At 70.2% G+C, this 25,698-nt stretch carries 23 protein-coding genes, 1 tRNA gene and 1 riboswitch; of the genes, 16 read left to right on the forward strand and 8 right to left on the reverse strand.

Annotation, left to right across the window (positions count from 1 at the left end):
* Positions 1-2 precede the first annotated feature (2 nt).
* Positions 3-503: an NUDIX domain-containing protein gene (locus HPO96_RS10180; RefSeq protein ID WP_171673102.1), complete on the reverse strand. Its 501-nt coding sequence runs from the start codon at positions 501-503 to the stop codon at positions 3-5.
* Positions 504-542: 39 nt separating this feature from the next.
* On the opposite strand from HPO96_RS10180, the gene dop reads away from it, so the two are divergent.
* From dop to HPO96_RS10225, 9 genes are all read left to right on the forward strand, one after another.
* Positions 543-2,063 (forward strand): depupylase/deamidase Dop, encoded by a 1,521-nt coding sequence (gene dop, locus HPO96_RS10185; protein WP_171673103.1) that lies wholly within the window; start codon positions 543-545, stop codon positions 2,061-2,063.
* A gap of 70 nt (positions 2,064-2,133) precedes the next feature.
* A complete protein-coding gene (locus tag HPO96_RS10190; protein ID WP_171673104.1) occupies positions 2,134-2,343 on the forward strand; it encodes a ubiquitin-like protein Pup in 210 nt (69 codons plus the stop codon).
* 8 nt (positions 2,344-2,351) lie between these two features.
* Positions 2,352-3,194, forward strand: a complete 843-nt coding sequence (prcB, locus tag HPO96_RS10195) for a proteasome subunit beta (protein ID WP_171673105.1) — start codon at positions 2,352-2,354, stop codon at positions 3,192-3,194.
* Positions 3,195-3,227: 33 nt separating this feature from the next.
* The gene (prcA, locus tag HPO96_RS10200; RefSeq protein WP_171673106.1) at positions 3,228-4,094 is read left to right on the forward strand and encodes a proteasome subunit alpha; all 867 of its coding nucleotides are present in this window, start codon (positions 3,228-3,230) and stop codon (positions 4,092-4,094) included.
* Entirely contained in the window at positions 4,091-4,705 is a 615-nt protein-coding gene (locus tag HPO96_RS38120) for an NUDIX domain-containing protein (RefSeq protein WP_171673107.1), read from the forward strand. The genes prcA and HPO96_RS38120 overlap by 4 nt, the downstream gene beginning before the upstream one ends.
* Complete coding sequence (locus tag HPO96_RS10210) at positions 4,702-6,759, forward strand: glycoside hydrolase family 84 protein (protein WP_171673108.1); 2,058 nt, start codon at positions 4,702-4,704, stop codon at positions 6,757-6,759. Before HPO96_RS38120 ends, HPO96_RS10210 begins: the two co-directional genes overlap by 4 nt.
* 30 nt (positions 6,760-6,789) lie before the next feature.
* A riboswitch (ZMP/ZTP riboswitch) is annotated at positions 6,790-6,881 on the forward strand.
* Between the two features lie 30 nt (positions 6,882-6,911).
* Positions 6,912-7,784 (forward strand): bifunctional 5,10-methylenetetrahydrofolate dehydrogenase/5,10-methenyltetrahydrofolate cyclohydrolase, encoded by an 873-nt coding sequence (locus tag HPO96_RS10215; protein ID WP_171673109.1) that lies wholly within the window; start codon positions 6,912-6,914, stop codon positions 7,782-7,784.
* Positions 7,785-7,825: 41 nt separating this feature from the next.
* Positions 7,826-8,194, forward strand: a complete 369-nt coding sequence (gene aroH / locus HPO96_RS10220) for a chorismate mutase (RefSeq protein ID WP_171673110.1) — start codon at positions 7,826-7,828, stop codon at positions 8,192-8,194.
* A complete protein-coding gene (locus HPO96_RS10225) occupies positions 8,191-9,255 on the forward strand; it encodes a prephenate dehydrogenase (RefSeq protein ID WP_171673111.1) in 1,065 nt (354 codons plus the stop codon). The genes aroH and HPO96_RS10225 overlap by 4 nt, the downstream gene beginning before the upstream one ends.
* Here the strand turns inward: HPO96_RS10225 and HPO96_RS10230 are convergent.
* Genes HPO96_RS10230 through HPO96_RS10240 form a run of 3 tightly spaced genes read right to left on the reverse strand, consistent with a single transcriptional unit; the run spans position 9,252 to position 12,104 of the window.
* A complete protein-coding gene (locus HPO96_RS10230) occupies positions 9,252-10,133 on the reverse strand; it encodes an alpha/beta fold hydrolase (RefSeq protein WP_171673112.1) in 882 nt (293 codons plus the stop codon). The two genes, HPO96_RS10225 and HPO96_RS10230, sit on opposite strands and share 4 nt — an antisense overlap.
* Positions 10,130-11,182, reverse strand: coding sequence for a tartrate dehydrogenase (locus HPO96_RS10235; protein WP_171673113.1), 1,053 nt, complete (start codon positions 11,180-11,182; stop codon positions 10,130-10,132). The genes HPO96_RS10230 and HPO96_RS10235 overlap by 4 nt, the downstream gene beginning before the upstream one ends.
* A gap of 49 nt (positions 11,183-11,231) precedes the next feature.
* Complete coding sequence (locus tag HPO96_RS10240) at positions 11,232-12,104, reverse strand: LysR family transcriptional regulator (protein WP_171673114.1); 873 nt, start codon at positions 12,102-12,104, stop codon at positions 11,232-11,234.
* Between the two features lie 66 nt (positions 12,105-12,170).
* Between HPO96_RS10240 and cmk the strand changes: the two genes are divergently transcribed.
* From cmk to HPO96_RS10265, 5 genes are all read left to right on the forward strand, one after another.
* Positions 12,171-12,857 (forward strand): (d)CMP kinase, encoded by a 687-nt coding sequence (gene cmk, locus HPO96_RS10245; RefSeq protein ID WP_171673115.1) that lies wholly within the window; start codon positions 12,171-12,173, stop codon positions 12,855-12,857.
* Entirely contained in the window at positions 12,847-13,575 is a 729-nt protein-coding gene (locus tag HPO96_RS10250) for a lysophospholipid acyltransferase family protein (protein WP_171673116.1), read from the forward strand. Before cmk ends, HPO96_RS10250 begins: the two co-directional genes overlap by 11 nt.
* Positions 13,568-14,947, forward strand: coding sequence for a ribosome biogenesis GTPase Der (der, locus tag HPO96_RS10255; protein WP_171673117.1), 1,380 nt, complete (start codon positions 13,568-13,570; stop codon positions 14,945-14,947). The genes HPO96_RS10250 and der overlap by 8 nt, the downstream gene beginning before the upstream one ends.
* A gap of 71 nt (positions 14,948-15,018) precedes the next feature.
* Positions 15,019-15,092, forward strand: a tRNA-Pro gene (locus tag HPO96_RS10260).
* A 53-nt stretch (positions 15,093-15,145) separates the two neighbouring features.
* Entirely contained in the window at positions 15,146-15,937 is a 792-nt protein-coding gene (locus tag HPO96_RS10265; protein WP_171673118.1) for a hypothetical protein, read from the forward strand.
* Between the two features lie 17 nt (positions 15,938-15,954).
* On the opposite strand, the gene HPO96_RS10270 is transcribed toward HPO96_RS10265, so the two are convergent.
* The 3 genes from HPO96_RS10270 to HPO96_RS10280 all read right to left on the reverse strand — a co-directional run bounded on the left by HPO96_RS10270 (position 15,955) and on the right by HPO96_RS10280 (position 21,359).
* Positions 15,955-18,129 (reverse strand): MMPL family transporter, encoded by a 2,175-nt coding sequence (locus HPO96_RS10270; protein WP_171673119.1) that lies wholly within the window; start codon positions 18,127-18,129, stop codon positions 15,955-15,957.
* Positions 18,130-18,218: 89 nt separating this feature from the next.
* Positions 18,219-18,761, reverse strand: coding sequence for a TetR/AcrR family transcriptional regulator (locus tag HPO96_RS10275; protein WP_171673120.1), 543 nt, complete (start codon positions 18,759-18,761; stop codon positions 18,219-18,221).
* Positions 18,762-18,827: 66 nt separating this feature from the next.
* Positions 18,828-21,359 (reverse strand): ABC transporter substrate-binding protein, encoded by a 2,532-nt coding sequence (locus tag HPO96_RS10280; RefSeq protein WP_171673121.1) that lies wholly within the window; start codon positions 21,357-21,359, stop codon positions 18,828-18,830.
* A 120-nt stretch (positions 21,360-21,479) separates the two neighbouring features.
* Here HPO96_RS10280 and HPO96_RS10285 point away from each other — a divergent pair, with 120 nt between their 5' ends.
* Entirely contained in the window at positions 21,480-21,830 is a 351-nt protein-coding gene (locus HPO96_RS10285) for a 5-carboxymethyl-2-hydroxymuconate Delta-isomerase (protein ID WP_171673122.1), read from the forward strand.
* On the opposite strand, the gene HPO96_RS10290 is transcribed toward HPO96_RS10285, so the two are convergent.
* The gene (locus HPO96_RS10290) at positions 21,831-22,490 is read right to left on the reverse strand and encodes an MBL fold metallo-hydrolase (RefSeq protein ID WP_171673123.1); all 660 of its coding nucleotides are present in this window, start codon (positions 22,488-22,490) and stop codon (positions 21,831-21,833) included.
* Positions 22,491-22,683: 193 nt separating this feature from the next.
* On the opposite strand from HPO96_RS10290, the gene uvrA reads away from it, so the two are divergent.
* Positions 22,684-25,692, forward strand: coding sequence for an excinuclease ABC subunit UvrA (uvrA, locus tag HPO96_RS10295; protein WP_171673124.1), 3,009 nt, complete (start codon positions 22,684-22,686; stop codon positions 25,690-25,692).
* The last annotated feature ends 6 nt before the right edge of the window (positions 25,693-25,698 follow it).

The following is a 25,698-nucleotide window of genomic DNA, read 5'->3' on the forward strand; positions in this document are numbered from 1 at the left end:
CATCAGACCAGGCCACGTACGTACGCGCCGAGCAGGCCGACGGTGTCGGGCATGAACGGCCACTGTGGGTCGTCGAGGCGCGCGACCAGCTCCGCAGGCGCCATCCACGCACCCCACGCGACCTCCTCCGGCTGGTGGGTCACAGGGCCCTCCCAGACGCAGGTGTAGAGGTAGGCGTGGTAGCGGGTGTGATCGTCGGCGTAATCGCCTTCAGGCAGCTTCACGAGCTCCACGCCGGTGATGCCGAGCTCCTCGGCCAGCTCGCGGACGACGGCGTCGTACGGATCCTCACCGGCCGCGACCACCCCGCCGGCGGCGAAGTCGTAGCGGCTCGGGTAGACATCCTTGGTCGGCGTCCGCCGGTGCACGTAGATGTCGCCGGCCGGATTCCGGACGACTACGCCGGTTGCGGCGTGGCGCAGGTTACGGTTGCGCATCACGGAGCGTGGTTCGGCCCCGATGACCACGTTGTCGCCGTCCAGAATCGCCACCAATTCGTCCACGCCCGCAGTCTCACACGTAAACCGCGTAGGCTCGTGAGCATGAGTGTGCGGCGGATCATGGGGACCGAGACGGAGTTCGGCATCTCGGTGCCCGGCCAGCCCGGGGCGAACCCGATGCTGACCTCGAGCCAGGTGGTGAACGGCTACGCCCAGACGCAGCCGCTGGCGCGCAAGACCCGGTGGGACTTCGACGAGGAGCACCCGCTGCGGGACGCGCGCGGTTTCGACCTGAGCCGGGAGGTGGCCGACTCCAGCCAGCTCACCGACGAGGAGACCGGCCTGGCCAACGTCATCCTGACCAACGGCGCCCGGCTGTACGTCGACCACGCCCACCCCGAGTACTCCGCGCCCGAGACCACCAACCCGCGGGACGTCGTCGTCTGGGACAAGGCCGGCGAGCTGGTGATCATGGAGGGCGCGCGGCAGGCCCGGCAGATCCCCGGCGCCCCCCAGCTGAACCTCTACAAGAACAACACCGACAACAAGGGCGCCTCCTACGGCTCCCACGAGAACTACCTGATGCGCCGCTCGACGCCGTTCGCGTCGATCGTGCGGCACCTGACGCCGTTCTTCGTCAGCCGCCAGGTGGTCACCGGCGCCGGCCGGGTCGGCATCGGGCAGGACGGCAACACCAACGGCTTCCAGATCAGCCAGCGCGCGGACTACTTCGAGGTCGAGGTCGGCCTGGAGACGACGCTGAAACGGCCGATCATCAACACCCGCGACGAGCCGCACGCCAACCCCGACCGGTACCGCCGGCTGCACGTGATCATCGGCGACGCGAACCTGTCCGAGATCTCGACCTACCTCAAGGTCGGGACGACGTCGCTGGTGCTGGCCATGATCGAGGACGGCTGGCTGACCGACGACCTCGGCGTCGACCGGCCGGTCACCGCGCTGCACGAGATCAGCCACGACCCGTCCTGCACGCACCTGATGACGCTCAAGGACGGCCGCAAGCTGACCGCCGTCCAGCTCCAGACCGAATACCTGGAGCAGGCCCGCAAGTACGTCGAGGACAAGTACGGCGACGACGCCGACCGGCAGACCAAGGACGTCCTGCACCGCTGGGAGCAGGTCCTCGACCAGCTCGCCATCGACCCGATGCAGCTGGCCGACCAGCTCGACTGGGTGGCGAAGTACAAACTCCTGCAGTCCTACCGCGACCGCGACGGCCTCGGCTGGGACGACCCGAAACTGCACCTGGTCGACCTCCAGTACGCCGACCTGCGGCCCGACAAGGGCCTGTACTACAAACTCGTCACCGCCGGCCGGATGCGGCGGATCGTCACCGACGAGGAGATCCGGATGGCCGTCGCGCACCCGCCGACCGACACCCGGGCCTACTTCCGCGGCCGCTGTATGCAGCAGTACGCGCCGCAGGTCGCGGCCGCCTCCTGGGACTCGGTGATCTTCGATCTGCCCGGCAAGGAGTCGCTCCAGCGCATCCCGACCCTGGACCCGTTGCGCGGGACCAAGGCCCATGTCGGAGCGCTTCTGGACCAATGCGACACCGCGAGTGACCTGGTTCGCACCATCACTGGGGGTGCCGCCGGGTAGGGTCGCTCTTAGAAGCAACGGAAGGGTCGGTTGGGCGTCCCTTTCACTGCGGTTCTAGGAGGTGTTTGCGATGGCGAAGGACGGCGGGCAGCAGCACAAGCAGCCGAAGCGGTCGAGCAACGAGGAAGAGGTCGAGCAGGCCACAACCTCGGAGGACGTGGCCGAGCGCAAGGAGCGGCTCGACGAGGACGTCGACTCGATCCTGGACGAGATCGACGAGGTGCTCGAGGAGAACGCCGAGGAGTTCGTCCGCGGGTTCGTGCAAAAGGGTGGGGAGTGAACCGCTCGATGACATTTGACGCCTCCGGCCGGTTGCCGGAAGCCTTCCTGACCCCAGGCGGCAGCTCGTTCATGGACTTCCTGGCCGGGCACGCGCCCGACCTGTTGCCCGGACGCCGCAGCCTGGGGCAGGCCGACTTCTCCGACCAGGTCCCGCACGGTACGACGATCGTCGCCGCCACCTTCGCCGGTGGCGTGGTGATGGCCGGCGACCGGCGGGCCACGATCGGCAACGTGATCGCCTCGAAGGACATCGAGAAGGTGTTCCCGGCCGACGAGTACTCGGCGGTCGCTTTCGCCGGCTCGGCCGGGTTCGGGATCGAGATGGTCCGGCTGTTCCAGGTCGAGCTCGAACACTACGAGAAACTCGAAGGCGCCACGCTCAGCCTGGACGGCAAGTCCAACCGGCTGAGCGCGCTGATCCGGGGCAACCTGGCGATGGCGATGCAGGGTCTGGCCGTGGTGCCGCTGTTCGCGGGCTACGACCACGACCGCAAGGGCGGTCGGATCTTCTCCTACGACGCCACCGGCGGCCGCTACGAGGAGACCCACTTCCACAGTGTCGGCTCGGGCTCGCTGTTCGCCCGCGGCTCGCTGAAGAAGCTCTACCGCGAAGACCTGTCCGCGACCGACTGCGCGACGGTGGCGATCCAGTCGCTGATCGACGCCGCCGACGACGACTCGGCGACCGGCGGCCCGGACATGTTGCGGCGGATCTTCCCGGTGGTCGGCGTGGTCACCGCCGACGGCTACCAGCGGCTGCCCGAGGAGGAGGTCGCCGGCCTGGTCGACGCGGCCTGGGCGCAGCGGCACAACCGTCCCGACGGGCCCGCTTCGGCGTCCCTGACCTGATCCCATCGACCGATACAGAGGACGACACCTTCGATGAGCACGCCGTTCTACGTCTCGCCCGAACAGCTGATGCGCGACCGGGCGGATTTCGCCCGGAAGGGGATCGCCAAGGGGCGCAGCGCGATCGCCCTGCAGTACGCCGACGGCATCCTGTTCGTCGCCGAGAACCGCTCGCCCGCGCTGCACAAGGTGGCCGAGATCTACGACCGGATGGCGTTTGCCGCCGTGGGCCGCTACAACGAGTTCGAGAACCTGCGGATCGCCGGCGTCCGGCTGGCCGATATGCGCGGGTACTCCTACGACCGGCGCGACGTCACCGGCCGGGCCCTGGCCAACGCCTACGCCCAGACCCTGGGCGCGATCTTCTCCTCCGGCGGTGAGAAGCCGCTCGAGGTGGAGATCCTGGTCGCCGAGATCGGCGCGACCACCGCCGACGACCAGATCTACCGGCTCACCTACGACGGCTCGATCGCCGACGTCCGCGGCTACGCGGTGATGGGCGGCCAGGCCGAGCAGGTCGCGGAATACGTCGGTGAGCACTTCCAGGAGGGCATCTCGCTGGCGGGCGCGCTGCGCCTGGCCGTCGACGCCCTCGGCCACGACGGCAACGAGGTCCGCGAGCTCACCCCGGACCAGCTCGAGGTCGCCGTCCTGGACCGGACCCGCACCCAGGTCCGTAAGTTCAAACGCGTCAGCGAGGAGACCCTCGCCCGCATCCTGTCCGAGTCCCGCCCGGCCGTGGAGGCCCTCGCGGACGCGGAGGAGGCCGACGCGACGGCGACGGAAGAGCCCGCCGCGGAGGGTGCGGCAACCGACTCCTCGTCTGCCGCCGGAGCCTCGGCCGACGACGACGCGCCGGTCGCGCCGCCGGAGGATCCCGACGACACCCGCCCGCTGTGACGGACGAACTCCCGAACCCGGCCGCCACCCACCAGGTGGCGGCCGAGTCATCTCACCCCGCAGATCCGTTGCCGTGGACGTTGCTGGGGGAGGAGGTCGCGTACAAGCGGTTTCTGACGGTAAAGGTTCGGCGGTACCGGATGCCGAGTGGGCACGAGGTCGATTGGGATGTGACCGGCCCGGAGTCGACGGAGTCCATCGCGCGCGGGATCACCGTGCTGCCGCTGACACCCGAAGGCCGCGTAGTGACCGTGCGGATGTTCCGGCCCGGGCCGGACAGCGTCGTGACGAACCTGCCTGGCGGGCTGATCGAGCCGGGGGAGGAGCCGGGGGTGGGCGGCGCGCGCGAGCTGCTCGAGGAGACCGGGTACACCTGCGAGAGCCTCGAGGTGGTCGGCTGGGTCTGGGCCGGCACCTCGTCGATGTTCCGCAAGTACGTCGGGATCGCGCGCGGCTGCCGCCCCGACGGCGTCCAGCAACTCGACGACGCCGAGGACTGCGTCCCGGTCGAGCTGACCGTCGACGAGTTCCGCAACGAACTCCGCACACCCGGCGCGATGACCGGTACCGACGCGGCCTACCTGGCCCTCGACCACGCGGGATTGCTATGACCATGACTCTGGGCGCGACTGTCGTACTCCGCCACGGCCCGACCACCGACCCGGATGCCGAGCGGGTGCTCCGCGCCGCCCTGACCGCAGCCGGGGTCGAGATCGGCGCCGCCGGCCCGACCATCTGGCTCGGCGGCTCCGACGAGGCCCTGGCGCGGCTCGGCGCCGAGCCCGCGCGTGGGCTGCCCGCCGAGGGGTACGTCGTCGCGATCGGCCCCGGCGACATCGTCCTCCACGGGGCCGACCCCCGCGGCACCTTCTACGCCGCCCAGACCTTCGCACAGCTTGTCGACGGCAACGAGCTGCCCGAGCTCGAGCTGCGCGACGCGCCCGCGCTGCGCTACCGCGGCTCGATCGAGGGCTTCTACGGGACGCCGTGGTCACACGCCGACCGCCTCGACCATCTCGACTACCTCGGCGCGCACCGGCTGAACACCTTCCAGTACGCACCGAAGGACGACCCCTACCACCGCGAGCTGTGGCGCGACCCGTACCCGGCCGCCAAACTCGCCGAGCTCGCCGAGCTGATCGAGCGCGCCGCCCGGAACAAGGTCGACTTCACCTTCGCGCTCTCGCCAGGCCTGTCGGTGCGGTACGACGACGACGCCGACCACCAGGCCCTGATCGCGAAGTTCGACGCCCTGTACGCCGTGGGCGCACGGGTCTTCAATGTCCCGCTCGACGATATCGACTACGGCGCCGACGGCGGTGCGGCCGGCCGTCAGCAGGCCGCCCTGCTGAACCGGATCCAGCGCGAGTGGGTCGCGGCCAAACCCGGCGTCGCACCGCTGCAGATGGTCCCGACCGAGTATTACGACGCGCTGGAGACGCCGTACAAGCAGGCGCTGCGCGAACACCTCGACCCGGCCGTCGTCGTGCACTGGACCGGCACGGCCGTCATCCCGGAGCGCATCACCGCCGAGCAGGCCGCCGAGGCGAAGGCCGTCTTCGGCCACGACATCCTGATCTGGGACAACTTCCCGGTCAACGACTACGTCCCCGGCCGGCTGCTGCTCGGCGCGTACTCGGGCCGAGAGCCCGGCGTCGCCGACCACATCGTCGGCGTCATCTCCAACCCGATGAACCAGGCGCGGACCAGCAAACTCGCGCTCCACTCGTTCGCCGACTACGGCTGGAGCCCGGCGACGTACGACGAGCAGGCGTCCTGGCTGCGCGCGATCGCCGAGCTGGCCGCCGGCGATGCCGACATCATCGCGGCCCTGATGCTCTTCGCCGATCTCAACACCTACGACGGCACCCTGCACCACACCCAGTCGCCCGTCCTCGCCGCCGAGATCGCCAACTTCTGGTCGGCCGGCGCGGGTCCCGATGCCGCCGCGGCGCTCCGCGGCGTCTTCGAGGCCATCGAGCAGACGCCCGCCGTCCTCCGCGGCACCCCGATCGCCGCCGAGACGGCGTCCTGGCTCGACGCCACCGAGCTCTGGGGCCGGGCGCTGCAGCGCGCCCTCGACCTGCTCGAACAGGTTGCGTCCGGCAACGACGCGGCCGACGGCACGCGCGCCGAGCTGACGGAGCTGGTCGCCCGCGCGACCGCGATCCGGGATCACACCACCCCGCATTCCGAGACGTACCCGCGGATCGCCGACGGCGTCGCCGACCTGTTCGTCATCGAGGCCGGTCGCGCCCACGACCGGGCCCGCGGCCTCCCGACCGTCCGCACCGCGTCCAGCTCCCAACCCGCCGCCGGCCGGCACGCCGTCAACCACATCCTCGACGGCGACCCGGCGACCTTCTTCTCCACCTCCAGCCCGCCCGCGATCGACGACGAGATCCGCGTTGACCTCGGCGCCGAGTACGACGTCGCCACCGTCACCTTGCTGATGGCCGAGCCGACCAGCCCCGACGACTACATCCACTCGGGCGTCCTGGAGATCTCGCACGACACCGTGTCGTGGGCGGAGATCACCCGCGCGACCACCCCCGACGTACAGGTCGTGGTCGGCGCCAAGGCCCGCTACGTCCGCTACCGGGCGCTGGCCGCCAATGCCGAACGCTGGCTGGTCGTTCGCACCTTCGACATCCGAACCGGGTAGCGCCGGAGTTGTAGCGCCTGACTAAACTCGGCAACGGACCGCTACTGGCGTTGAGGTGGAAGACCACCGGGGAACGGTCTGCCGGTAGCTGCCGGCCGAAGCCGCGCGCCTGGGCAACCGACCTGTCGTCGACGCCCAGAGGAGTGCGTGTCATGACCGCCGAGTTGATGATCGGAACCGAGCTCGCCGCCGAGATGGTCGCGAACGCGGCCACCCGCGCCGGGCGTTTGCGCGCGGAGACCGGCGTCCAGCCCTGTCTGGCCACAGTGCTCGTCGGCGACGACCCGGCGTCGGCGACGTACGTGCGGATGAAGCAGAACCGGTGCCGGAAGGCCGGGATCGAGTCGCGCAGCGTGGTGCTGCCTGCCGCGACCACGACGGCCGAGCTGGTCGCCGAGCTGGCCAAGCTGTCGAACGACCCGTCGGTGCACGGCATCCTGCTGCAGCACCCGGTGCCCGGGCAGATCGACGAGCGGGCCGCGTTCGAGGCGATCGACCCGGGCAAGGACGTCGACGGCGTGACCATGCACGCGTTCGCGGCGATGGCGTTCGGCGAGCCCGGGTTCCGGTCCTGTACGCCGGGCGGCATCCTGCGGCTGCTGCAGGCCTACGACGTCCCGCTGTCCGGGGCGCACGCGGTCGTGATCGGCCGCAGCCCGATCCTCGGCAAGCCGGCCGGAATGTTGCTGCTGGCATCGGATGCGACCGTCACCTACACGCACTCGCGGACCGTCGGCCTGCCGGACATCGTGCGGACGGCGGACATCGTGGTCGCGGCCGTCGGCAAGCCGAACTTCGTCCGCGGCGAATGGCTCAAGCCGGGCGCGGTCGTGGTCGATGCCGGGTACAACGAGGGCAACGTCGGCGATGTGCACTTCGCCGAGGCGACTGCCGTGGCGCGGCTCGTGACGCCTGTCCCAGGCGGGGTCGGGCCGATGACGATCGCGCTGCTGCTGGAGCAGACCGTCGACGCCGCGCAAGCTCAATCCGAGACGGCTGTCCAGCCCGTGGCCGGTCTGGCCTAGGCTGTATACGTTGTCGAAGGAGTGCGAACAGGAGGAATGCCGTGGCGGTGCGGGCGATCCGGGGAGCCACCCAGCTGGATGTGGACGAGCGCGGGCATCTGCTCGAGCGGTCCGCCGAGCTGGTCAAGGCCGTCCTGGAGGCGAACGATCTGAACAGCGACGACCTGATCAGCATCCTGTTCACCGTCACCCCTGACCTGCACTCGGAGTTCCCCGCCGTCGCCGGCCGGCAGATCGGGCTCACCGACGTCCCGCTGATGTGCATGCAGGAGATCGACATCCCGCATGCGCTGCCGCGGGTGGTCCGGATGATGGTGCACACCGAGACCCAGCGCTCGCGGGACAAGATCCAGCACGTCTACCTGCACGGCGCCGGCGCGCTCCGGCCGGATCTGACGGGCGCCCAGTGACCGAGCTGCGCGGCCCGGTCCGCATTGTCGGCACCGGCCTGATCGGCACCTCGATCGGGCTTGCCCTGACCCGGCTCGGCGTCGTGGTCGAGCTCGTCGACGCCAACCCCGACTACGCGCTGATGGCCGAGCGGATCGGCGCCGGGTCGCGGCTGGTCCAGATCGAGCCGCAGCTCGTGGTCGTCGCCGTACCGCCGGATCACGTCGGTGAGGTGGTCGCCGAGCAGCTGGAGCGCACGGATGCGATCGTCACCGACGCGGCCAGCGTGAAATCCAAGCCGCTCACCGACGCGAGCCGCCTGACCAAAGACCTCAGCCGGTATGTCGGCAGTCACCCGATGGCCGGCTCCGAGCGCAGCGGCCCGCTGGCCGCCCGGGCCGACCTGTTCGACGGTGCGACCTGGGCGATCACCCCGCACGAGACCAGCTCGGCCGACGCAGTGGCTTTGGTCCGCCGGCTGGCTGAGGCCTGTGGCGCCCGGACCGTCGAGCTGCCCGTGGAGGACCACGACCTGGCCGTCGCGCGGGTCTCGCACCTGCCGCAGCTGATGTCGTCGCTGGCGGCCGGCACGCTTGTGGACGCCCCCAGCTCGCACCTGCAGCTGTCCGGCCAAGGCGTGCGGGACGTGACCCGGATCGCCGCCGGCGACCCCGGCCTGTGGACGCAGATCGTCTCGGCGAACTCCTCGGCGCTGACCGGCCTGCTCGAACAGATCCGCGACGAACTGGACCGGGTGCTCGTTGCGCTCGGCAAGGGGGAGTCAGGTGACGAGCTGACCGCTGTCCTCGCCCGGGGCGTGTCGGGCGCGGTCCGCGTGCCCGGCAAGCACGGCACACCCCACATCGACCTGGTCAGCGTCCTCGTCACGATCCCGGACCGGCCGGGCCAGCTGGCTCGCCTGTTCGCGGACGCCGCGGAGTCCGGCGCCAACGTCGAGGACCTGCGCATCGACCACAGCCCCGGCCGCCCGGCCGGTGAGGTCGAGCTGGACGTCAAACCCGGCTCTGTCGATCAGCTCGTCGAAGTGCTCACCGAGCGCGGCTGGGTCGTACACCGCTAACCGAAGAACTCGCGCAACGCCGCGGCGACCTGTGCGGGCTGCTCCTCCGGTAGGTAGTGGTCGCAGTCGAGGGCGTGCCCGCGGACGTCGGTCGCGTACTCGCGCCAGATGTCAAGCACGTCGTAGTTGCCGCCGACGAAGCCGTGCTGACCCCACAGCGCGAGCAGGGGAGTGGTGATGCGGCGACCGGCGTCAGCGCGATCGTGGTCGAGATCGATGGTTGCCGCTGCGCGGTAGTCGGCGCAGGACGCGGCGATCGCGGCCGGATCGGCGAAACAGCGCACGTACTCCGCAACGGCCGCCGGGTCGAACGGCGTCCCGCCGTGATGGCGCGCCTGCATCCGGGCAGTCACCCAATGCTCGGGCGCCGCAGCCAGCAGACCCTCGGGGACTCCGTTGCCAGCGGCAAGGAAGAACCAGTGGTAGTAGCCCAGGCCGAATGCCAGGTCCGCGTGCTCGAAGGTGTGCCGGGTCGGCACGATGTCCAGGACGGCGAGCGCGGTCAGCGCCTCCGGCGCATCGAGTGCGAGCCGGTGGCCGACGCGGGCCCCACGGTCGTGACCAGCGACCGCGAACCGGTCGAAACCGAGCGCCCGCATCACGAGAAGCTGATCGTGCGCCATCGCGCGTTTGGCGTACTCGCGGTTGTCGGAACTCGGAGCCGGCTTGTCGCTGTCGCCGTACCCGCGCAGGTCGGTCAGGACGACGGTGTGGTCGGCCGCGAGCAGCGGGGCGACGTGGTGCCAGATCAGATGCGTCTGCGGGTAGCCGTGCAGGAGCAGGGCCGGCGGGCCGTCGCCGGCAATCGCGCAGTTGATCCGGACGCCGTCCGCGTCGACCGTCCGGTAGCGGAAGCTGCCGGGCAGCGGAACGGTCACGGGAGCTGCTCCAGGAGCGCGCGGGTGAATTCGACCGTGGTCGCCGTGCCGCCGAGATCCGGTGTCCGGACCGGCGTCTTGGCGAGGACGGCGGCGATCGCCCGCTCGAGGTCACGGGCGGCGTCGGGATGGTCGAGGTGGTCGAGCAGCAGCGCGGCGGTCCAGATCGCGCCGAGCGGGTTCGCGATCCCGCGGCCGGCGATATCGGGCGCCGAGCCGTGCACCGGCTCGAACATCGACGGGAAGTCGCGCTCGGGGTTCAGATTGGCGGCCGGGGCGATCCCGATACTGCCGGCCACCGCGGCGGTCAGGTCGCTGAGGATGTCGCCGAACAGGTTGGACCCGACGATCACGTCGAACCGGCCCGGATCGAGGACGACCTTGGCGCAGAGCGCGTCGATATGCTCGGCGCGCCACTCGACGTCCGGGTGCCGCCCGGCCGTCTCGGCGACGATCTCGTCCCAGAACGGCATCGTGTGCACGATCCCGTTCGACTTGGTCGCCGAGGTGACGTGGTTGCGGCGGGTCGCGGCCAGCGCGAACGCGTACTCCGCGATCCGCGTCGTCCCGGCCCGGGTGAAGACCGACTCCTGCACGGCCATCTCCTCGGGGAAGCCCCGGTTCAGCCGGCCGCCGATCTCGCCGTACTCGCCCTCGACGTTCTCCCGGACGACGACCAGATCGAGGCTCTCGGCGCCGCGCACCGGGCTCTGGACGCCCTCGAACACCTTCACCGGCCGCAGGTTCACGTACTGCCGGAACCCACGGCGGATCGGGATCAACAGACCCCACAGCGACACATGGTCAGGGACGGCGGGATCCCCGACCGCGCCGAGGAAGATCGCGTCGTGGCCGCGGATCCGGTCCAGCCCGTCGGCCGGCATCATCGCGCCGGTTTCGGCGTACCGGCGGCAGGACCAGTCGAACTTGTCGTACCGGAACTCGATGCCGTGCCGCTTGCCGACCGCATCGAGGACCTGGCAGGCCGCGGGTGTGACCTCCTGACCGATGCCATCCCCGGGAATGAGCGCGATCCGATGCGTCGTCATACGCCGATCGCACCACGCTCGGTGGTGTCAGGTCCAAGACCTGCGCTCACTACGCGTTATCGGCTGCGGCTATGAAGGCGCGGGCGGCCGGGGTGAGATCGCGTCGGCTGACCAGAGCCAGGTGCAGCTCGCGGGGCGGCAACAAGGGGTGGACGCGGGCGCCGGAGCGGCGGGCCAGCGGCGCCCAGGCTTCGGTGAGGACGGTGATGCCGACTCCGGCCAGGACGAGCGGGAGGATCATCTCGCGATGCTCGGTCTCGACGACCTCGGCCAGTTCGACGCCGCCGTCTCGGATGTCGTCCACGACACGACGCATGCCGCTGCCGGTCTGACCGACGATCAAGCGGTGGCCTTTGAGCTCTTCGGCCTGCACTGCGTCTTGTTCGGTGAACGGGCCGTCCGGGGGAGTGACGAGGACGAAGCGTTGTGAGCCGAGCGGATGGACGTCGACGCCCGCCGCCTCGATCGGCTGATGGGCAGCCAGCAGACCGAGCTCGGACTCACCGCCGCGGACCTGGGCGAGGACGTCGTCCACGGTGAATGCCGTCCGGACCGAGATCGTCAGACCGGGATGCCGCTCGGTGCAGGCCTGGATCAGGCCGACCAGCGGATCGACCGACTGCGACGGCATCGCGGCGATCTCGACCCGCCCGGCCTGCAGACCGCTGACCGAGTCGACCTGAGCCTTGGCATGCTCCAGACCACGCACGACCTGGCGAGCCGGCTCGATCAGCGCCGTACCGGCCGAGGTGAGCACCAGCCGGCGTCCGACCCGGAGGAACAGCTCGGCGCCCAGCTCGCGCTCCAGCGCCCGGATCGCCTGGGAGAGCGACGGTTGCGCGACGTAGAGGGCCTCGGCCGCCCGGCTCACCGTGCCGTGGTCGACCACGGCCAGGAAGTAGCGAAGATGCCGGGCATCCATCTGCGCAGTTTCACACACTCCAGGGCATGGTCGGGGGATGGCTCGGGGCACAGATATTCTCGATCCATGATCATCGCTGTTGACGGCCCGAGCGGTTCCGGCAAGTCGAGCACCGCCCGGGGGGTGGCCGACCGGCTCGGACTGCGGTTCCTGGACACGGGAGCGACGTACCGGGCCGTGACGTGGTCGGCGATCCAGCACGGCCTGGATCTCGACGACACCGCCGCCGTCGCACAGCGCGCCCGGGAGCTGCGGCTCGAGCTGAGCACCGACCCGCTGCACCAGTACGTGATCGCCGACGGCACCGACATCACCGCCGCCATCCGCGAGCCGGGGATCAGCGAGCGGGTCAGCAAGATCGCCACGAATCTCGACGTCCGGGCCGAGCTGATCCGGCGGCAGCGGGCCATCATCGACGACGCGCAGCCCAGCGGCGGCATCGTCGTCGAGGGCCGTGACATCGCGACCGTGGTCGCCACCGACGCCGAGCTGAAGGTGCTGCTGACCGCCGACCAGGAGGCCCGGATGGCCCGCCGCGGCGCCGAGCTGGCCGTCGGCTCGATCACCGCCGAGCAGCTGCGCGACCAGATCGTCCGCCGCGACGCCGACGACTCGACGGTCTCGGAGTTCCAGGTCGCCTCCGACGGCGCCGTCACCATCGACTCCACGTTCATGACCCTCGAAGAGGTCGTCGAGACGATCAGCCGGCTCGCTACCGAGGCTGTCGCCGCTGCCGAGAGTCATGACCGCTGAGCTGACCGGGCACCGCGACCTGCCCCGGACCGACGACGTCCGGCCGATGCCGTATCGGCTCGGCCTGGTGGTGCGGGCCGGCGTCCGGGCGTACTTCGGGCGCCGCTACGAGATCGTCGTCCACCGCGAGGAGCTGTTCCCGCGGGTCGGGCCGGTGCTGATGACGCCGAACCACCTGAGCCTGCTCGACGGGCCGCTGCTCGGCGCGATCTCACCCCGGATGCTGCACCAGCTCGCCAAGATCGAGGCGTTCGGCGGGCTGCAGGGCCAGTTCCTGCACCGGGTCGGGCAGATCGCGATCGACCGGTCGACCTACGACAACCTCGCGATCCGCAAGTCGATCCGGGTGCTGCGCGACGGGCGGGTGCTGAACATCTACCCCGAGGGCACCCGGGGGGCCGGCGATTTCGGCCGGATCCGGCTCGGGGCGGCGTACCTGGCGATGGTCACCGGCGCGCCGATCCTGCCGGTCGCGCTGCTCGGGACGCGGCTCCCGGGCGGTGACGTGGAGCGGTACCCGCCGGCCGGGAGCCGGATCGACGTGGTGTACGGCGAGCCGTTCACGGTCGACCGCGTATCCTTTCCCAGGCGGCACTCCGACGTACGGGCGGTGGCCGACCAGATCGGCGACGTGCTGCGTGCCCATGTCCAGGCCGCCGTCGCAGCCACCGGCCACCCGCTCCCGGGTGCGCCAGACAAGAAGGACCCTGATGACTGACCTGCCCACGGGCTACGAGTTCGCCGAGCCCACCCACGACGAGGAGGACACCGGCCCGCTGCCGGTGCTCGCCATCGTCGGCCGGCCGAATGTGGGCAAGTCCACGCTCGTCAACCGGATCATCGGCCGTCGCGAGGCCGTCGTCGAGGACACCCCGGGCGTCACCCGGGACCGCGTCTCCTACGACGCCGACTGGGCCGGCCGCAGCTTCACCGTCGTCGACACCGGCGGCTGGGACCCGGACGCCGTCGGCCTGGCCGCCCTGGTCGCCGCCCAGGCCGAGGTTGCGATCAACGCGGCCGACGCCGTCCTGTTCGTGGTTGACGCGACCGTCGGGATCACCGACGCCGACGAGGCCGTCGTCCGGGTACTGCGCAAATCCGGTAAGCCGGTCGTGCTGGCGGCCAACAAGGTGGACGACCAGCGGGTCGAGTCCGAGGCGATGAACCTGTGGGGGCTCGGCATCGGCGAGCCGTTCCCGATCTCGGCCATGCACGGCCGGGGGACCGGTGACATGCTCGACGCCGTCCTGGCCGCGCTGCCCGAGGCGCCGCCCGAGCGCGACGCCGCCACCGGCGGCCCGCGCCGGGTCGCGATCGTCGGCAAACCGAACGTCGGCAAGTCCTCGCTGCTGAACAAGGTCGCCAAGGAGGACCGCGTCGTCGTCAGCGACATGGCCGGCACCACGGTCGACCCGGTCGACGAGCTGATCACGCTGGCCGGCAAGGAGTGGCGGTTCATCGACACCGCCGGTATCCGCCGCAAGGTGAAGAACGCGCAGGGCCACGAGTACTACGCCTCCCTGCGCACCAACGCCGCCATCGAGCGCGCCGAGGTGGTCGTCGTCGTCATCGACGCCTCCGAGCCGATGACCGAGCAGGACCTGCGGATCATGAACGCCGTCGAAGAGGCCGGCAAGGCCCTCGTCATCGCCTACAACAAGTGGGACCTGGTCGACGAGGACCGCCGCTACTACCTGGAGAAGGAGATCGACCGCGAGCTCGTCCAGTTCCGCTGGGCCCCGCGGGTCAACATCTCCGCCCTCACCGGCCGGCACATGGAAAAGATGGTCCCGGCCATCGAGGCCGCCCTCGAAGGCTGGCAGACCCGCGTCCCCACCGGCCAGCTGAACGCCTTCCTCGGCCGCCTCGTCGCCGCCCACCCGCACCCGGTCCGCTCCGGCAAACAGCCCAAGATCCTCTTCGGCACCCAAGCCACCACCATGCCCCCCACCTTCGCCATCTTCACCTCCGGCGCCATCGAACCCTCCTACCAGCGCTTCATCGAACGCCGCCTCCGCGAAGACTTCGGCTTCGTCGGCAGCCCCGTCCACGTCCAGATCCGAGCCCGCCAGAAGAACAAGAAGAAGTAACCCCACCCCGGTCAGAACCACCCCTGAACATGGGGTAAGGTTCTTCCTGCTCGCTTCTTCGAAACGAGTATCGGGCCGTGGCGTAGTTTGGTAACGCGTTCGGCTGGGGGCCGAAAGATCGCAGGTTCAAATCCTGTCGGCCCGACCCCCGAAAAGAAGGGCACCGATACTGTCGGTGCCCTTCTTTGGTTTGTCCCCATGGGTACCTCGGGGGATCGACGCAGCTGGACCGACAACGACCTGTGCGCCGTGATGAAGGACTGTCACTCCTGGCGCGGAGTCGCGCGAGCCTTAGGTCTGAAGGGGACGTCAGCCGGCGTCATCCGAACAGTGAAACGGCATGCCACCCGGCTCGAGCTGGACTCGTCGCACTTCACCGGGCAGCGCGCGTGGTCGGACAGCCGGCTTCGGCAAGCGGTGCCGACAGCAACTTGTTGGGCCGATGTGCTCGCTGCGCTCGGCGTGATCGACAACGGCGCGAACCGAGCACGCGTCAAAGGGCACGCCATCCGCCTCGGCCTGGACTGTGCACACTTCGTCGGTCCTCGGCGTCCTGCTCCGGACGAGGAGGTCTTCGCCGGCGCCGTTCGCCTCGATGCGCTTCGCTACGCGGCCCCGGCGGTCGCCATGGCCTGGTTCACCATGCGCGGCTGCGCTGTCGCGCTGCCGATCGAGCCCCAGGAGTACGACCTGCTGGTGAGCACGCCCAACGGCGTGCAACGCGTCCAGGTCAAGACATGCGCCGCGCGTAACAGCAAGGGCTACTGGGGTGTAGGTATCGGCCGTCGTCCGTACGTCCTCGACAAGACCGCGAGCAAGATGCCCTACGACCCGGAGTTGATCGACCTGTTCTTCATCGTGCTCGGCGACGGCAGGATCTATCTGATTCCGACGTCCGTGCTGGCCGGGCGGATCAGCATCTACGCCGAGACCTATCCGCAGTACCTCGTCGGCGATGCGTCCAGCTTGCTGCGGGGCGCCGCTGGGTAGCGACGCCCCGCAGGGCGTCAGTGGACGTCGGCGAGTTGTTTTTCGGTGGGGTTGGGGTCGGGGCGGAGGGATTCGCCTTCGATGTCGACGTTGGGGGTGAGGCGGTCGAGCCAGCGGGGGAACCACCAGGCGGCGCGGCCGAGGAGGGAGAGGACGGCGGGGACGAGGGTCATCCGGACGACGAAGGCGTCGATCAGGACGCCGATGGTGAGGCCGAAGCCGATGGCTTTGATGATCGGGTCGTGGACGAGGATGAAGCCGGCGAAGACCGAGGCCATGATGAGGGCGGCGGCGGTGACGACGCGGGCGCCGTGGCCGAGGCCCTCGACGGTGGCGGCGGTGGCCTCCTTGCCGTGCACGAATTCTTCGCGGACGCGGGAGACGATGAAGACCTCGTAGTCCATCGCCAGGCCGAACAGGATGCCCATCATGATGATCGGCAGGAAGCTGACCATCGGGCCCGGGTTGTCGATCCCGAACAGGCTCGCCAGGTGGCCCTGCTGGAAGACCGCGACCGTGATGCCGAAGGTCGCGCCGATCGTCAGCACGAAGCCGAGCGTCGCCTTCAGCGGCACCAGGATCGAGCGGAACGCGAGCAGGAGCAGCAGGAACGAGAGCCCGACGATCAGGCCGAGGTAGACCGGCAGCGCGTCGGCCAGCTTCTGCGAGACGTCGACGCCGACGGCGGTGTTACCGGTGACGGCGATCGTCGCGCCGCCGGTCTCCAGCGGCTTCACCGTGGCCCGCACGTTCTTGACCAGCTTGCTCGTCGCCTCGGTGGCCGGCCCGCTCTTCGGGATGATCTGCAGCAGCCGCGTCGTACCGTCCTGGCTGGCCGCGGCCGGCTGTGCGGCGGCGACGTCCGGCAGCGTGGAGACCTGGCCGAGCACCTGCTTGACCAGCGCGTCCGAGCGCGCCGGGTCGTTGCTCTTGACGACGACGACCAGCGGCCCGTTCGCGCCCGGACCGAACGCCTCTGCCGTCAGGTCGTAGGCGACCCGCTGATGGGAGCCCGCGGCCGCCGACGCGCCGTCCGGCAGCGCGAGCTGCATGTCCTTGGCCGGGATCGCCAGCAAGCCGAGCCCAACGATGCCCACAGCAACGATCGGCACCCGGAAGCGGGTCACGAACCGGCCCCAGCGGAAGCCGAAGCCCTCCTTCGGGACGACGGCCGCCGGCGCCTTGCGGATCTTCCGCGGCAGCACCCGGTCCCCGACGAAGCCGAGGATGGCCGGCAGCAGCGTCAACGCGACCAGCACTGCGGTCAGCACCGTCGCGGCGGCCGCGATCCCCATCGCGGTCAGGAACGGTACGCCGACCACCGACAACCCGGCCAGCGCGATCACCACGGTCGCCCCGGCGAACAGCACGGCCGAGCCGGCGGTCGCCGTCGCCCGCGCCACCGACTCCTCGGTGTCCATGCCCTCGGCGAGCTGCGTGCGGTGCCGCGAGCTGATGAAGAGCGCGTAGTCGATGCCGACCGCCAGACCGAGCATCAGCGCCAGGATCGGCCCGGTCGACGAGACGTCGGTGAACGCCGTCACGATGAACAGACCGGCCATCCCGGCCGCGACGCCGAGCAGCGCGGTCAGCAGCGTCATCCCGGCCGCGACCAGCGAGCCGAACGTGATGACGAGGACGAGCGCCGCGATCACGACGCCGATCACCTCGGTGATCCCGAGCTCGGGGACGCCGCCGACGATCTGGCCGCCCGGCACGACCTGCAGGTCGCCGTTGCTCAGCTTCGCCAGCCCGTCGTACGCCTCGGTGCTCGCCTTCGGCAGCTCGTCGGCGGGCTTGGCGAACTGGACGCTGATCAGGCCGGTCCGCCCGTCCGGGCTGATCGCCTTGCTGGTGAACGGGTCGATCGCGGCCACGACGTCCGGCAGCTTCGCCACCTTCGCGGCGGTCGCGCCGACAGCGGCCTGGACGGCGGGATCGGTGAGCTGCTTGCCCTCCGGCGCCTTGACGACGACGGTGGACGACGCCCCGCTGGCGGCCGGGAGGTCGCTCTTCAGGGCGTCGAGCGCCCGCTGCGACTCGGTCCCAGGGATCGAGAAGGTGTTCGTCGTCGAGCCGCCGAGGGTCAGCGCGCCGACACCCAGCGCGACGATGATCACCCCCCAGATCGCGGCGACGAGCCGCCGGCGCTGGTAGGAGAACCGGCCGAGCCGGTACAGGAGGTTGGCCATCGGAAGCGCATCCGTTCGGTCGCGTGCGGGCAGGGGCCGGCCGCCCGTCGTACCCGGCGGGCCGGTGGATCAGTGCTGCGGTGGGTGGATCAGCTGGGTCTGAGCAGTCGGCGCAGCCCGACGTCGCCGAGGCGGCGCAGCTCCGCCTCGGTGTGTTCGCCGGGATGCCGGCACTCGCCCATCAGCCCGCTCAGCGCGAACCCGGCCAGGCCGAGCTCGAGCGGGTCGTCGGAACCGGCCAGCAACCGCTGCAACTGGATGCCGTCGGCCACGAGCTGCGCGATCTCCGGGATCTCGTAGATCACCGGGATGACCTCCTGGACGACGTCCATCACGCCGCGGTAGCGGACCGCCATCTCGATGAACTCGGTGATCGCGAACTCCTGCGCCGCGTCCCGCGACATGTCCCGAGCGGTCGCGACCACGCGGGCCAGATCCGCGGCGGCCGGCTCCAGCACGGCTGCCAGCACCGCGGTTTTACCGGCGAAGTGGTAGAGCACCGTCGCCTTCGAGCACCCCGCCGCGGTCGCGATGTCCTGCAGCGACACCGCGCCGAACCCGCGCTCCTGGAAGAGCCCCATCGCCTGGCGCACGATCTCGTGCCGGGTGCGCTCGCGAGCCGGAGTGGTCATACCCCCACCATGCCTGACCGATCGGCCAGTATTCAACCGATCGGTCAGGATTGTGCCCCGGATCACTCAGCTCGGCGGGCACCACGGGCTGTCGGGGTCGTTACCGCGCTTACCGCAGAAGCCGACCTGGCGCGGGGGCTGCTGGCCTTCGATGTGCTGAACGGAGACGAGCTTGTCGAGCGGGACGTTCTGGTCGACGCGGCCACCGAAGTCGATCTTGCCGCTCTCGCCGTCCAGCGCCGCCTTGCCGTGGATGCTGCTCAGTCCGTGCCAGACGGCAGCCGCGGTCAGCGGCGTACCGGGGGCGGAGTCCTGCAGCTGGCCGATCGCCTTGAGGAAGAGGTTGACAGCGTCGAAGGCGAGCGCCGCGTGCCCGTCGAGCGACGAGTTCTTCACCTTCTCGCACTCCTCGGGGAACAGCTTGCGCGGCGGCGTGGAGCCGCAGACGTCGTTCGCGCCTTCGAGCACCTTCGCGAAGTCCTCGGAGCGGCCCGCGAAGAAGATCATGCCCGGGTAGCCGCAGGCGGCCTCGCCGACGCTGCGGGCGCCCGGCCCGGACAGGCCCGCTGGTGCGGGGGAGGGGACGAACGGCACCTTCTGGACGGCGAACCCGGCCTGGCCGAACGAGGCGGCCGCGTCGTCGCGCAGGTTCTTGCTGTACTCGTCGGTCGGGTCCGAGGAGTAGACGACCCGGACCGACCGCGCGAGCCCGGTGGTCTGCGCGACATGCGAGCTGTACGCCGCCGCGATCGCGGCCTCCCGGCGGTTCTGCGGCCCGACCTGGTAGTAGAGCGGCGACTGCTCAGCCAGGATGTCGGCCGACAGTGTGGTCGCGACCATCGGCAGACCGACCCGGGTGAGCGCGTGGATCGTGGCGATGGTCGCCTGGCGGCTCTGGTCGAGCCCGGTCACGCCGACGATGGTCGGGTCGTCGCGAAGCAGCTCGGCGACCAGACCGACGACGGTCGGGCCGAACCGCATCCCGGACCCGGCGCTGGCCGGCAGAATCCGCAATACGGGATCGCTCTCGCCCTTCTTGTCGAGCTGGCGCCGCTGCGCGCTGGCCACGCCCTGGAGCGCCTCCCGTGCGTACTGCCGACCGCCTCCGCCGAGCAGCGCCGAAACGTGTACCAGCGTGACGACACGCCGCTGCGGCGTCGCTGCATGGATGCGCTCGGCCTCCGCGTTCAGGTCAGCGATCGTGGTCAGGGTCTTGCGGACGTCGGTGTCCGGGATGCCGAACGCGTAGCCGTGCGGTGCGATCCCGATGCACTCGCCGGTGACCTCACGGCGGAGCGTCTGCGCGTCCGGGTGTGAGCTGCTCAGGTCGCAGTGCGCCCGCTCCCACTCCTGTGTTGCGGCCCGCTGGACCAGCCCGAGCCCGCCCGCGAGCAGTGCGCCCACCACGCACGCCGCTACGGTCGCCCGGCGGCTTGCCCAGCGTGGCGGCTGCGGAACGCTGAAGTCGTACGCCGCCTCGTCCGGCTCGGCGCTCTCCTGCCGCGGGGCGGCCGGTACGTCGAGCGGGAGGTACCAGTCCGCGGCTCGGCGGCTGCGCTTGGCCTGGGCGAACCTGCGGACCCAGTTGTCGTAGGCGCGGGCCGGATCGCGCCGGGCGGGCGAGCCGTCGTAGTCCCGCCGCGGCGTGCCGGCCACCAGGAGCAGCGGGTCGAAGCTGCCGATCTCGTTCCGGACGTTGATGAGCGTGCGGATGAACCCGTCGCCGCAGTTGTCCGCACTCGCGCCGTCCAGGTAGGCGACGCAGTACGTCGTCCGTCGCCAGGCTCGCCGGCGCCAGAACCGCCGCCGGTAGGCAGACCGGAGATCGGTCAGGAACGCGTTGATCATCAGCTTGGCGATCTGCTCCGGGTTCTCGCGCTCCTTCCGCGGCTGAGCGAGCCGCAGTGCGAAGCCGGAGAAGGTGCCCGGGTCGGCCGGCGCCATGTGCGGCTGGTGCAGCAGCCAGCGGTACTCCGGGCCGAGCACGCGCCAGGCCCGGAAGAAGGCGGCCGGAAAGACGTAGAGCGCCAGTACCTTCGCCAGAAACGGCACCCGTGCGTCCGACAGCACTTCGCTGCCCGGACCGCGGAGCGCCGTCCAGAGCGGTCCTCGGAGCAGTTCGCGGTTACGCAGCCGCTCGATCAGTCGCCGCTCGTGCGGATCGTCGAGCCCTTTCCGTGTGTGCGTCGACTCCAGCAGCCAGTTGACCAGACTGAACCGGCGGAACGTGATCCGGAGATCGGTGGCGTTACTGGCAGCGGAGAACTCCTCGGCCAGCTTGACCAGGAGCCGGCGGTACGCCTCAGCCTCCTGCCAGCCAGGCCCGTCCCGCTCCATGTCCCGGCGCTCACTGCGCACATCCGCCCACAGCTGCGCCACGTCGACGTCCTCACGCAACACCTTGCCCGGACCGGCGCCGGCGAGGACCTGGTCCAGCTCGGCGCCGAATCCGGGCCGGTCGGAGCCGACCAGCCGCAGCACGGGGAGGCCGTCGCGGGACTTCGCCTTCTCCGGGCTCTCGCCTTTGCGTGGGCGCTGGACCAGGTTGCGGACCAGGCTGAACAACTCGCGGCAGTTCTCGAACCCAGCTGTTGGCATGGTCTCCCCACTGACGCCTCAGTTACAGCCCTGGCCGAAAAGGATGCGTCACGCTGAGCGATCGGTCCAGCACTTGGCATGAGTAGGACGTGCGGTCAGCTCGGAGGCGATAATGGGCGCATGCCGCACATCGTTGTCGAGTACTCCGAGTCCCTGGCCGAGGCGTTCGATCGGGAGGGGTTCGCCGTGGCCTTCCACCCGGCGGCAGCTGAGCTGATCGGGAGTTCGTTGCCGGGGTTCAAGACGCGGTTCGTCCGGCTGGGGGAGGCGGTGCTCGGCGCCGGCGGTGCGATGGTGCACGTGCAGGTGGCGATCCTGCCGGGGCGTGATGAGGCGCTCAAGGCGCAGCTCGGTGAGCTGGCGCTGGGTGTGCTGGCCGAGCACCTCAAGCCGGTGCCCGGCCTGACGGCGCAGCTGACGTGTGAGGTCCGCGACCTCGGGACGTACAGCAAGCTCACCGTCGAGGGCTGATCACCAGCCGCGCTCGCGCCACTCCTGGACGTGCGGGCGCTCGGCGCCGAGGGTGGTGTCGGAGCCGTGGCCGGGGTAGACCCAGGTCTCGTCGGGGAGGGTGCCGAAGAGTTTGGTCTCGACGTCGTCGATGAGTGAGGTGAAGCGGGCGGGGTCCTTGTCGGTGTTGCCGACGCCGCCGGGGAACAGGCAGTCGCCGGTGAAGACGTGCGGGGCGCCGTCCGGGTCGTCGTAGACCAGGGCGATCGAGCCGGGGGTGTGACCGACGATGTGGACGACGCGCAGGCTGCAGTCGCCGACGGAGATGTGGTCGCCCTCGTCGGCGAGCTGGTCGGTGGGGACGCCGATGCCCTCGGCGTCGTGGCGGCCGGCGACCGTGGGGGCGTTAGTGCGGGCGACGACCTCGGCGAGCGCCTCCCAGTGGTCGGGGTGCCGGTGGGTGGTGACGATGCGCGCCAGGCCGCCGTCGCCGATCAGCGTCAGCAGCGTGCCCGCGTCGTTGGCGGCGTCGATCAGCACCTGCTCGTCGGTCTGCCGGCAGCGCAGCAGATAGGCGTTGTTGTTCATCGGCCCGACGGCGACCTTGGTGATCATCAGCTTGGCCAGCTCGTGGGTCTGCGCGGGTCCGCCGACCTCGACGTTTCCGTGGTACTCCGGCATGCGCCTGCTCCCTGGGTTCTGGTTGGGTACCCGATCCTTGCACCTGACCCGATTTGCGCGGAACCCCGGTCGCGATCGAATATACTTTCGAAACAGTTGCTCCGCTCGGCAGCTGGAAGTTTTTGTCGGTGGCCCTCGTTAGCATGACCGGGCATGTCCCGGATACCCCTCGAGAACGGCTGTGAGTGAGCTTGTGTCTGACCGTTTGATCGTGCGCGGAGCACGCGAACACAACCTGAAGGACGTCTCGGTCGACCTGCCCCGGGACGCCATGATCGTCTTCACCGGGCTGTCCGGGTCCGGGAAGTCCAGCCTGGCCTTCGACACCATCTTCGCCGAGGGCCAGCGGCGCTACGTCGAGTCGCTGTCGGCCTACGCCCGGCAGTTCCTCGGCCAGATGGACAAACCCGATGTCGACTTCATCGAGGGGCTGTCGCCGGCCGTCTCGATCGACCAGAAGTCCACCTCGCGGAACCCGCGCTCCACGGTCGGCACGATCACCGAGGTCTACGACTACCTGCGGCTGCTGTTCGCCCGGGCCGGCCGGCCACACTGTCCGGAGTGCGGCGAGGCGATCGCGCGCCAGACCCCGCAGCAGATCGTCGACCGCGTCCTCGAGCTGGAGGACGGCGTCCGCTTCCAGGTGCTCGCCCCGGTCGTCCGCGGCCGCAAGGGCGAGTACGTCGACCTCTTCCGCCAGCTCAGCGGCCAGGGCTTCGCCCGCGCCCGGGTCGACGGCGAGATCATCCAGCTCACCGAGCCGCCGAAACTCGACAAGCAGAAGAAGCACACGATCGAGGTCGTCGTCGACCGGCTCGCGGTGAAGAGCTCGGCCAAGCAGCGGCTGACCGACTCGGTCGAGACCGCGCTCGGGCTCGCCAGCGGCCTGGTCGTGCTCGACTTCGTCGACCTCGACGCGAAGGACCCGGGCCGCGAGCGCCGCTTCTCCGAGAAGCTCGCCTGCCCGAACGACCACCCGCTGCAGATCGACGAGCTGGAGCCGCGGTCGTTCTCGTTCAACTCGCCGTACGGCGCCTGCCCGGTCTGCTCCGGTCTCGGCACCCGGATGGAGGTCGACCCGGAGCTGCTCGTCCCCGACCCGGAGAAATCGCTCGACGAGGGCGCCATCCAGCCGTGGTCCGGGGCGAACGTCTCGCAGTACTTCGAGCGCCTGCTGGCCGCCCTGGCCAAAGATCTCAAGATCAAGACGACGACGCCGTTCGCCGAGCTGCCCGCGAAGGCGAAGAAGTCGCTGCTGACCGGGCACGACAAACAGGTTCACGTCTCCTACCAGAACCGCTACGGCCGCGAGCGGTCCTACTACACGACCTTCGAAGGCGTCATCCCGTACGTCGAGCGCCGGCACGCCGAGGCGTCCAGCGACACCGGCCGGGAGCGCTTCGAGGAATACATGCGCGAGGTCCCGTGCCTGGCCTGTAACGGCGCCCGGCTGAAGCCGATCTCGCTGGCCGTGACGCTGGGCGGCAAGAACATCGCCGAGGTCAGCGCGATGTCGATCGACGAGGTGCACGGCTTCCTGCGCGACATGGAGCTGACCGCGCGCGAGCGGCAGATCGCCGAGCGGGTCGTGAAGGAGATCGGCGAGCGGCTGCGGTTCCTGCTCGACGTCGGCCTGGACTACCTGCAGCTCAGCCGGCCGGCCGGCTCGCTGTCCGGCGGCGAGGCGCAGCGGATCCGGCTGGCGACCCAGATCGGCTCCGGGCTGGTCGGCGTCCTGTACGTCCTCGACGAGCCGTCGATCGGGTTGCACCAGCGCGACAACCGGCGGCTGATCGACACGCTCGTCCGGCTCAAGGACCTCGGCAACACGCTGATCGTGGTCGAACACGACGAGGACACCATCGACGCCGCCGACTGGGTGGTCGACATCGGGCCGGGCGCGGGGGAGCACGGCGGTCAGGTCGTCGTCTCCGGCACGGTCGAAGACCTGCGCAACCACCCCGACTCGATCACCGGGCAGTACGTGTCCGGCCGCCGGGAGATCCCGATCCCCGCCGTCCGCCGGCCGCTCACCGAAGGCCGCGAGCTGAAGGTGTACGGCGCCCGCCAGAACAACCTGCAGGACATCGACGTCTCGATCCCGCTCGGCGTGTTCGTCGCGGTCACCGGGGTCTCCGGCTCGGGGAAGTCGACGCTGGTCAACGACATCCTCTACACCTCGCTGGCGCGGCAGATCTACGGCGCCCGCGCGGTCCCCGGGCGGCACACCAAGATCTCCGGGATGGACCAGGTCGACAAGGTCATCCACGTCGACCAGTCGCCGATCGGGCGCACGCCGCGGTCGAACCCGGCGACGTACACCGGCGTCTGGGACCACGTCCGCAAGCTGTTCGCCGAGACCCCCGAGGCGAAGGTCCGCGGGTATCTGCAGGGGCGGTTCTCGTTCAACGTCAAGGGCGGCCGCTGCGAGGCCTGCTCCGGTGACGGCACGCTGAAGATCGAGATGAACTTCCTGCCCGACGTGTACGTCCCGTGCGAGGTGTGCCACGGCGCGCGGTACAACCGCGAGACGCTCGAGGTGCACTACAAGGGCAAGACCGTCGCCGACGTGCTGGACATGCCGATCGAGGAGGCCGCGGAGTTCTTCGCCGCGATCCCGGCGATCTCGCGGCATCTGACCACCCTGGTCGAGGTCGGCCTCGGGTACGTGCGGCTCGGGCAGCCGGCGCCGACGCTGTCCGGCGGTGAGGCGCAGCGGGTGAAACTCGCCTCCGAGCTGCAGCGCCGCTCCACCGGCCGCACGGTCTACGTCCTGGACGAGCCGACCACCGGTCTGCACTTCGAGGACATCCGCAAACTGCTCGGCGTCCTCGGCGGCCTGGTCGACAAGGGCAACTCCGTGCTGGTCATCGAGCACAACCTCGACGTGATCAAGACCGCCGACTGGATCATCGACCTCGGTCCGGACGGCGGCCGCAAGGGCGGCACGCTGGTCGGTGAGGGCACGCCGGAGGAGATCGCCGCCAACCCGGCGTCGTACACCGGTGAGTTCCTGCGCGAGATCCTGGCCGGGCGGGCCGCCAAGCCCAGCGCGAGGGTCGCCGCGCCGGTCAAGAAACCCGCGGTGAAGAAGGCGCCGGCCAAGAAGGCAGCGGCCAAGAAGGCCGCGGCCCCGGCGAAGAAGACAGCCGCCAAGAAGGCAACCGCGAAGACATCTGCCCGGAAACGCGCCGCGGGCTGACCTCCC

It is taken from the genome of Kribbella sandramycini (assembly GCF_013131805.1).
Taxonomy (GTDB): domain Bacteria; phylum Actinomycetota; class Actinomycetes; order Propionibacteriales; family Kribbellaceae; genus Kribbella; species Kribbella sandramycini.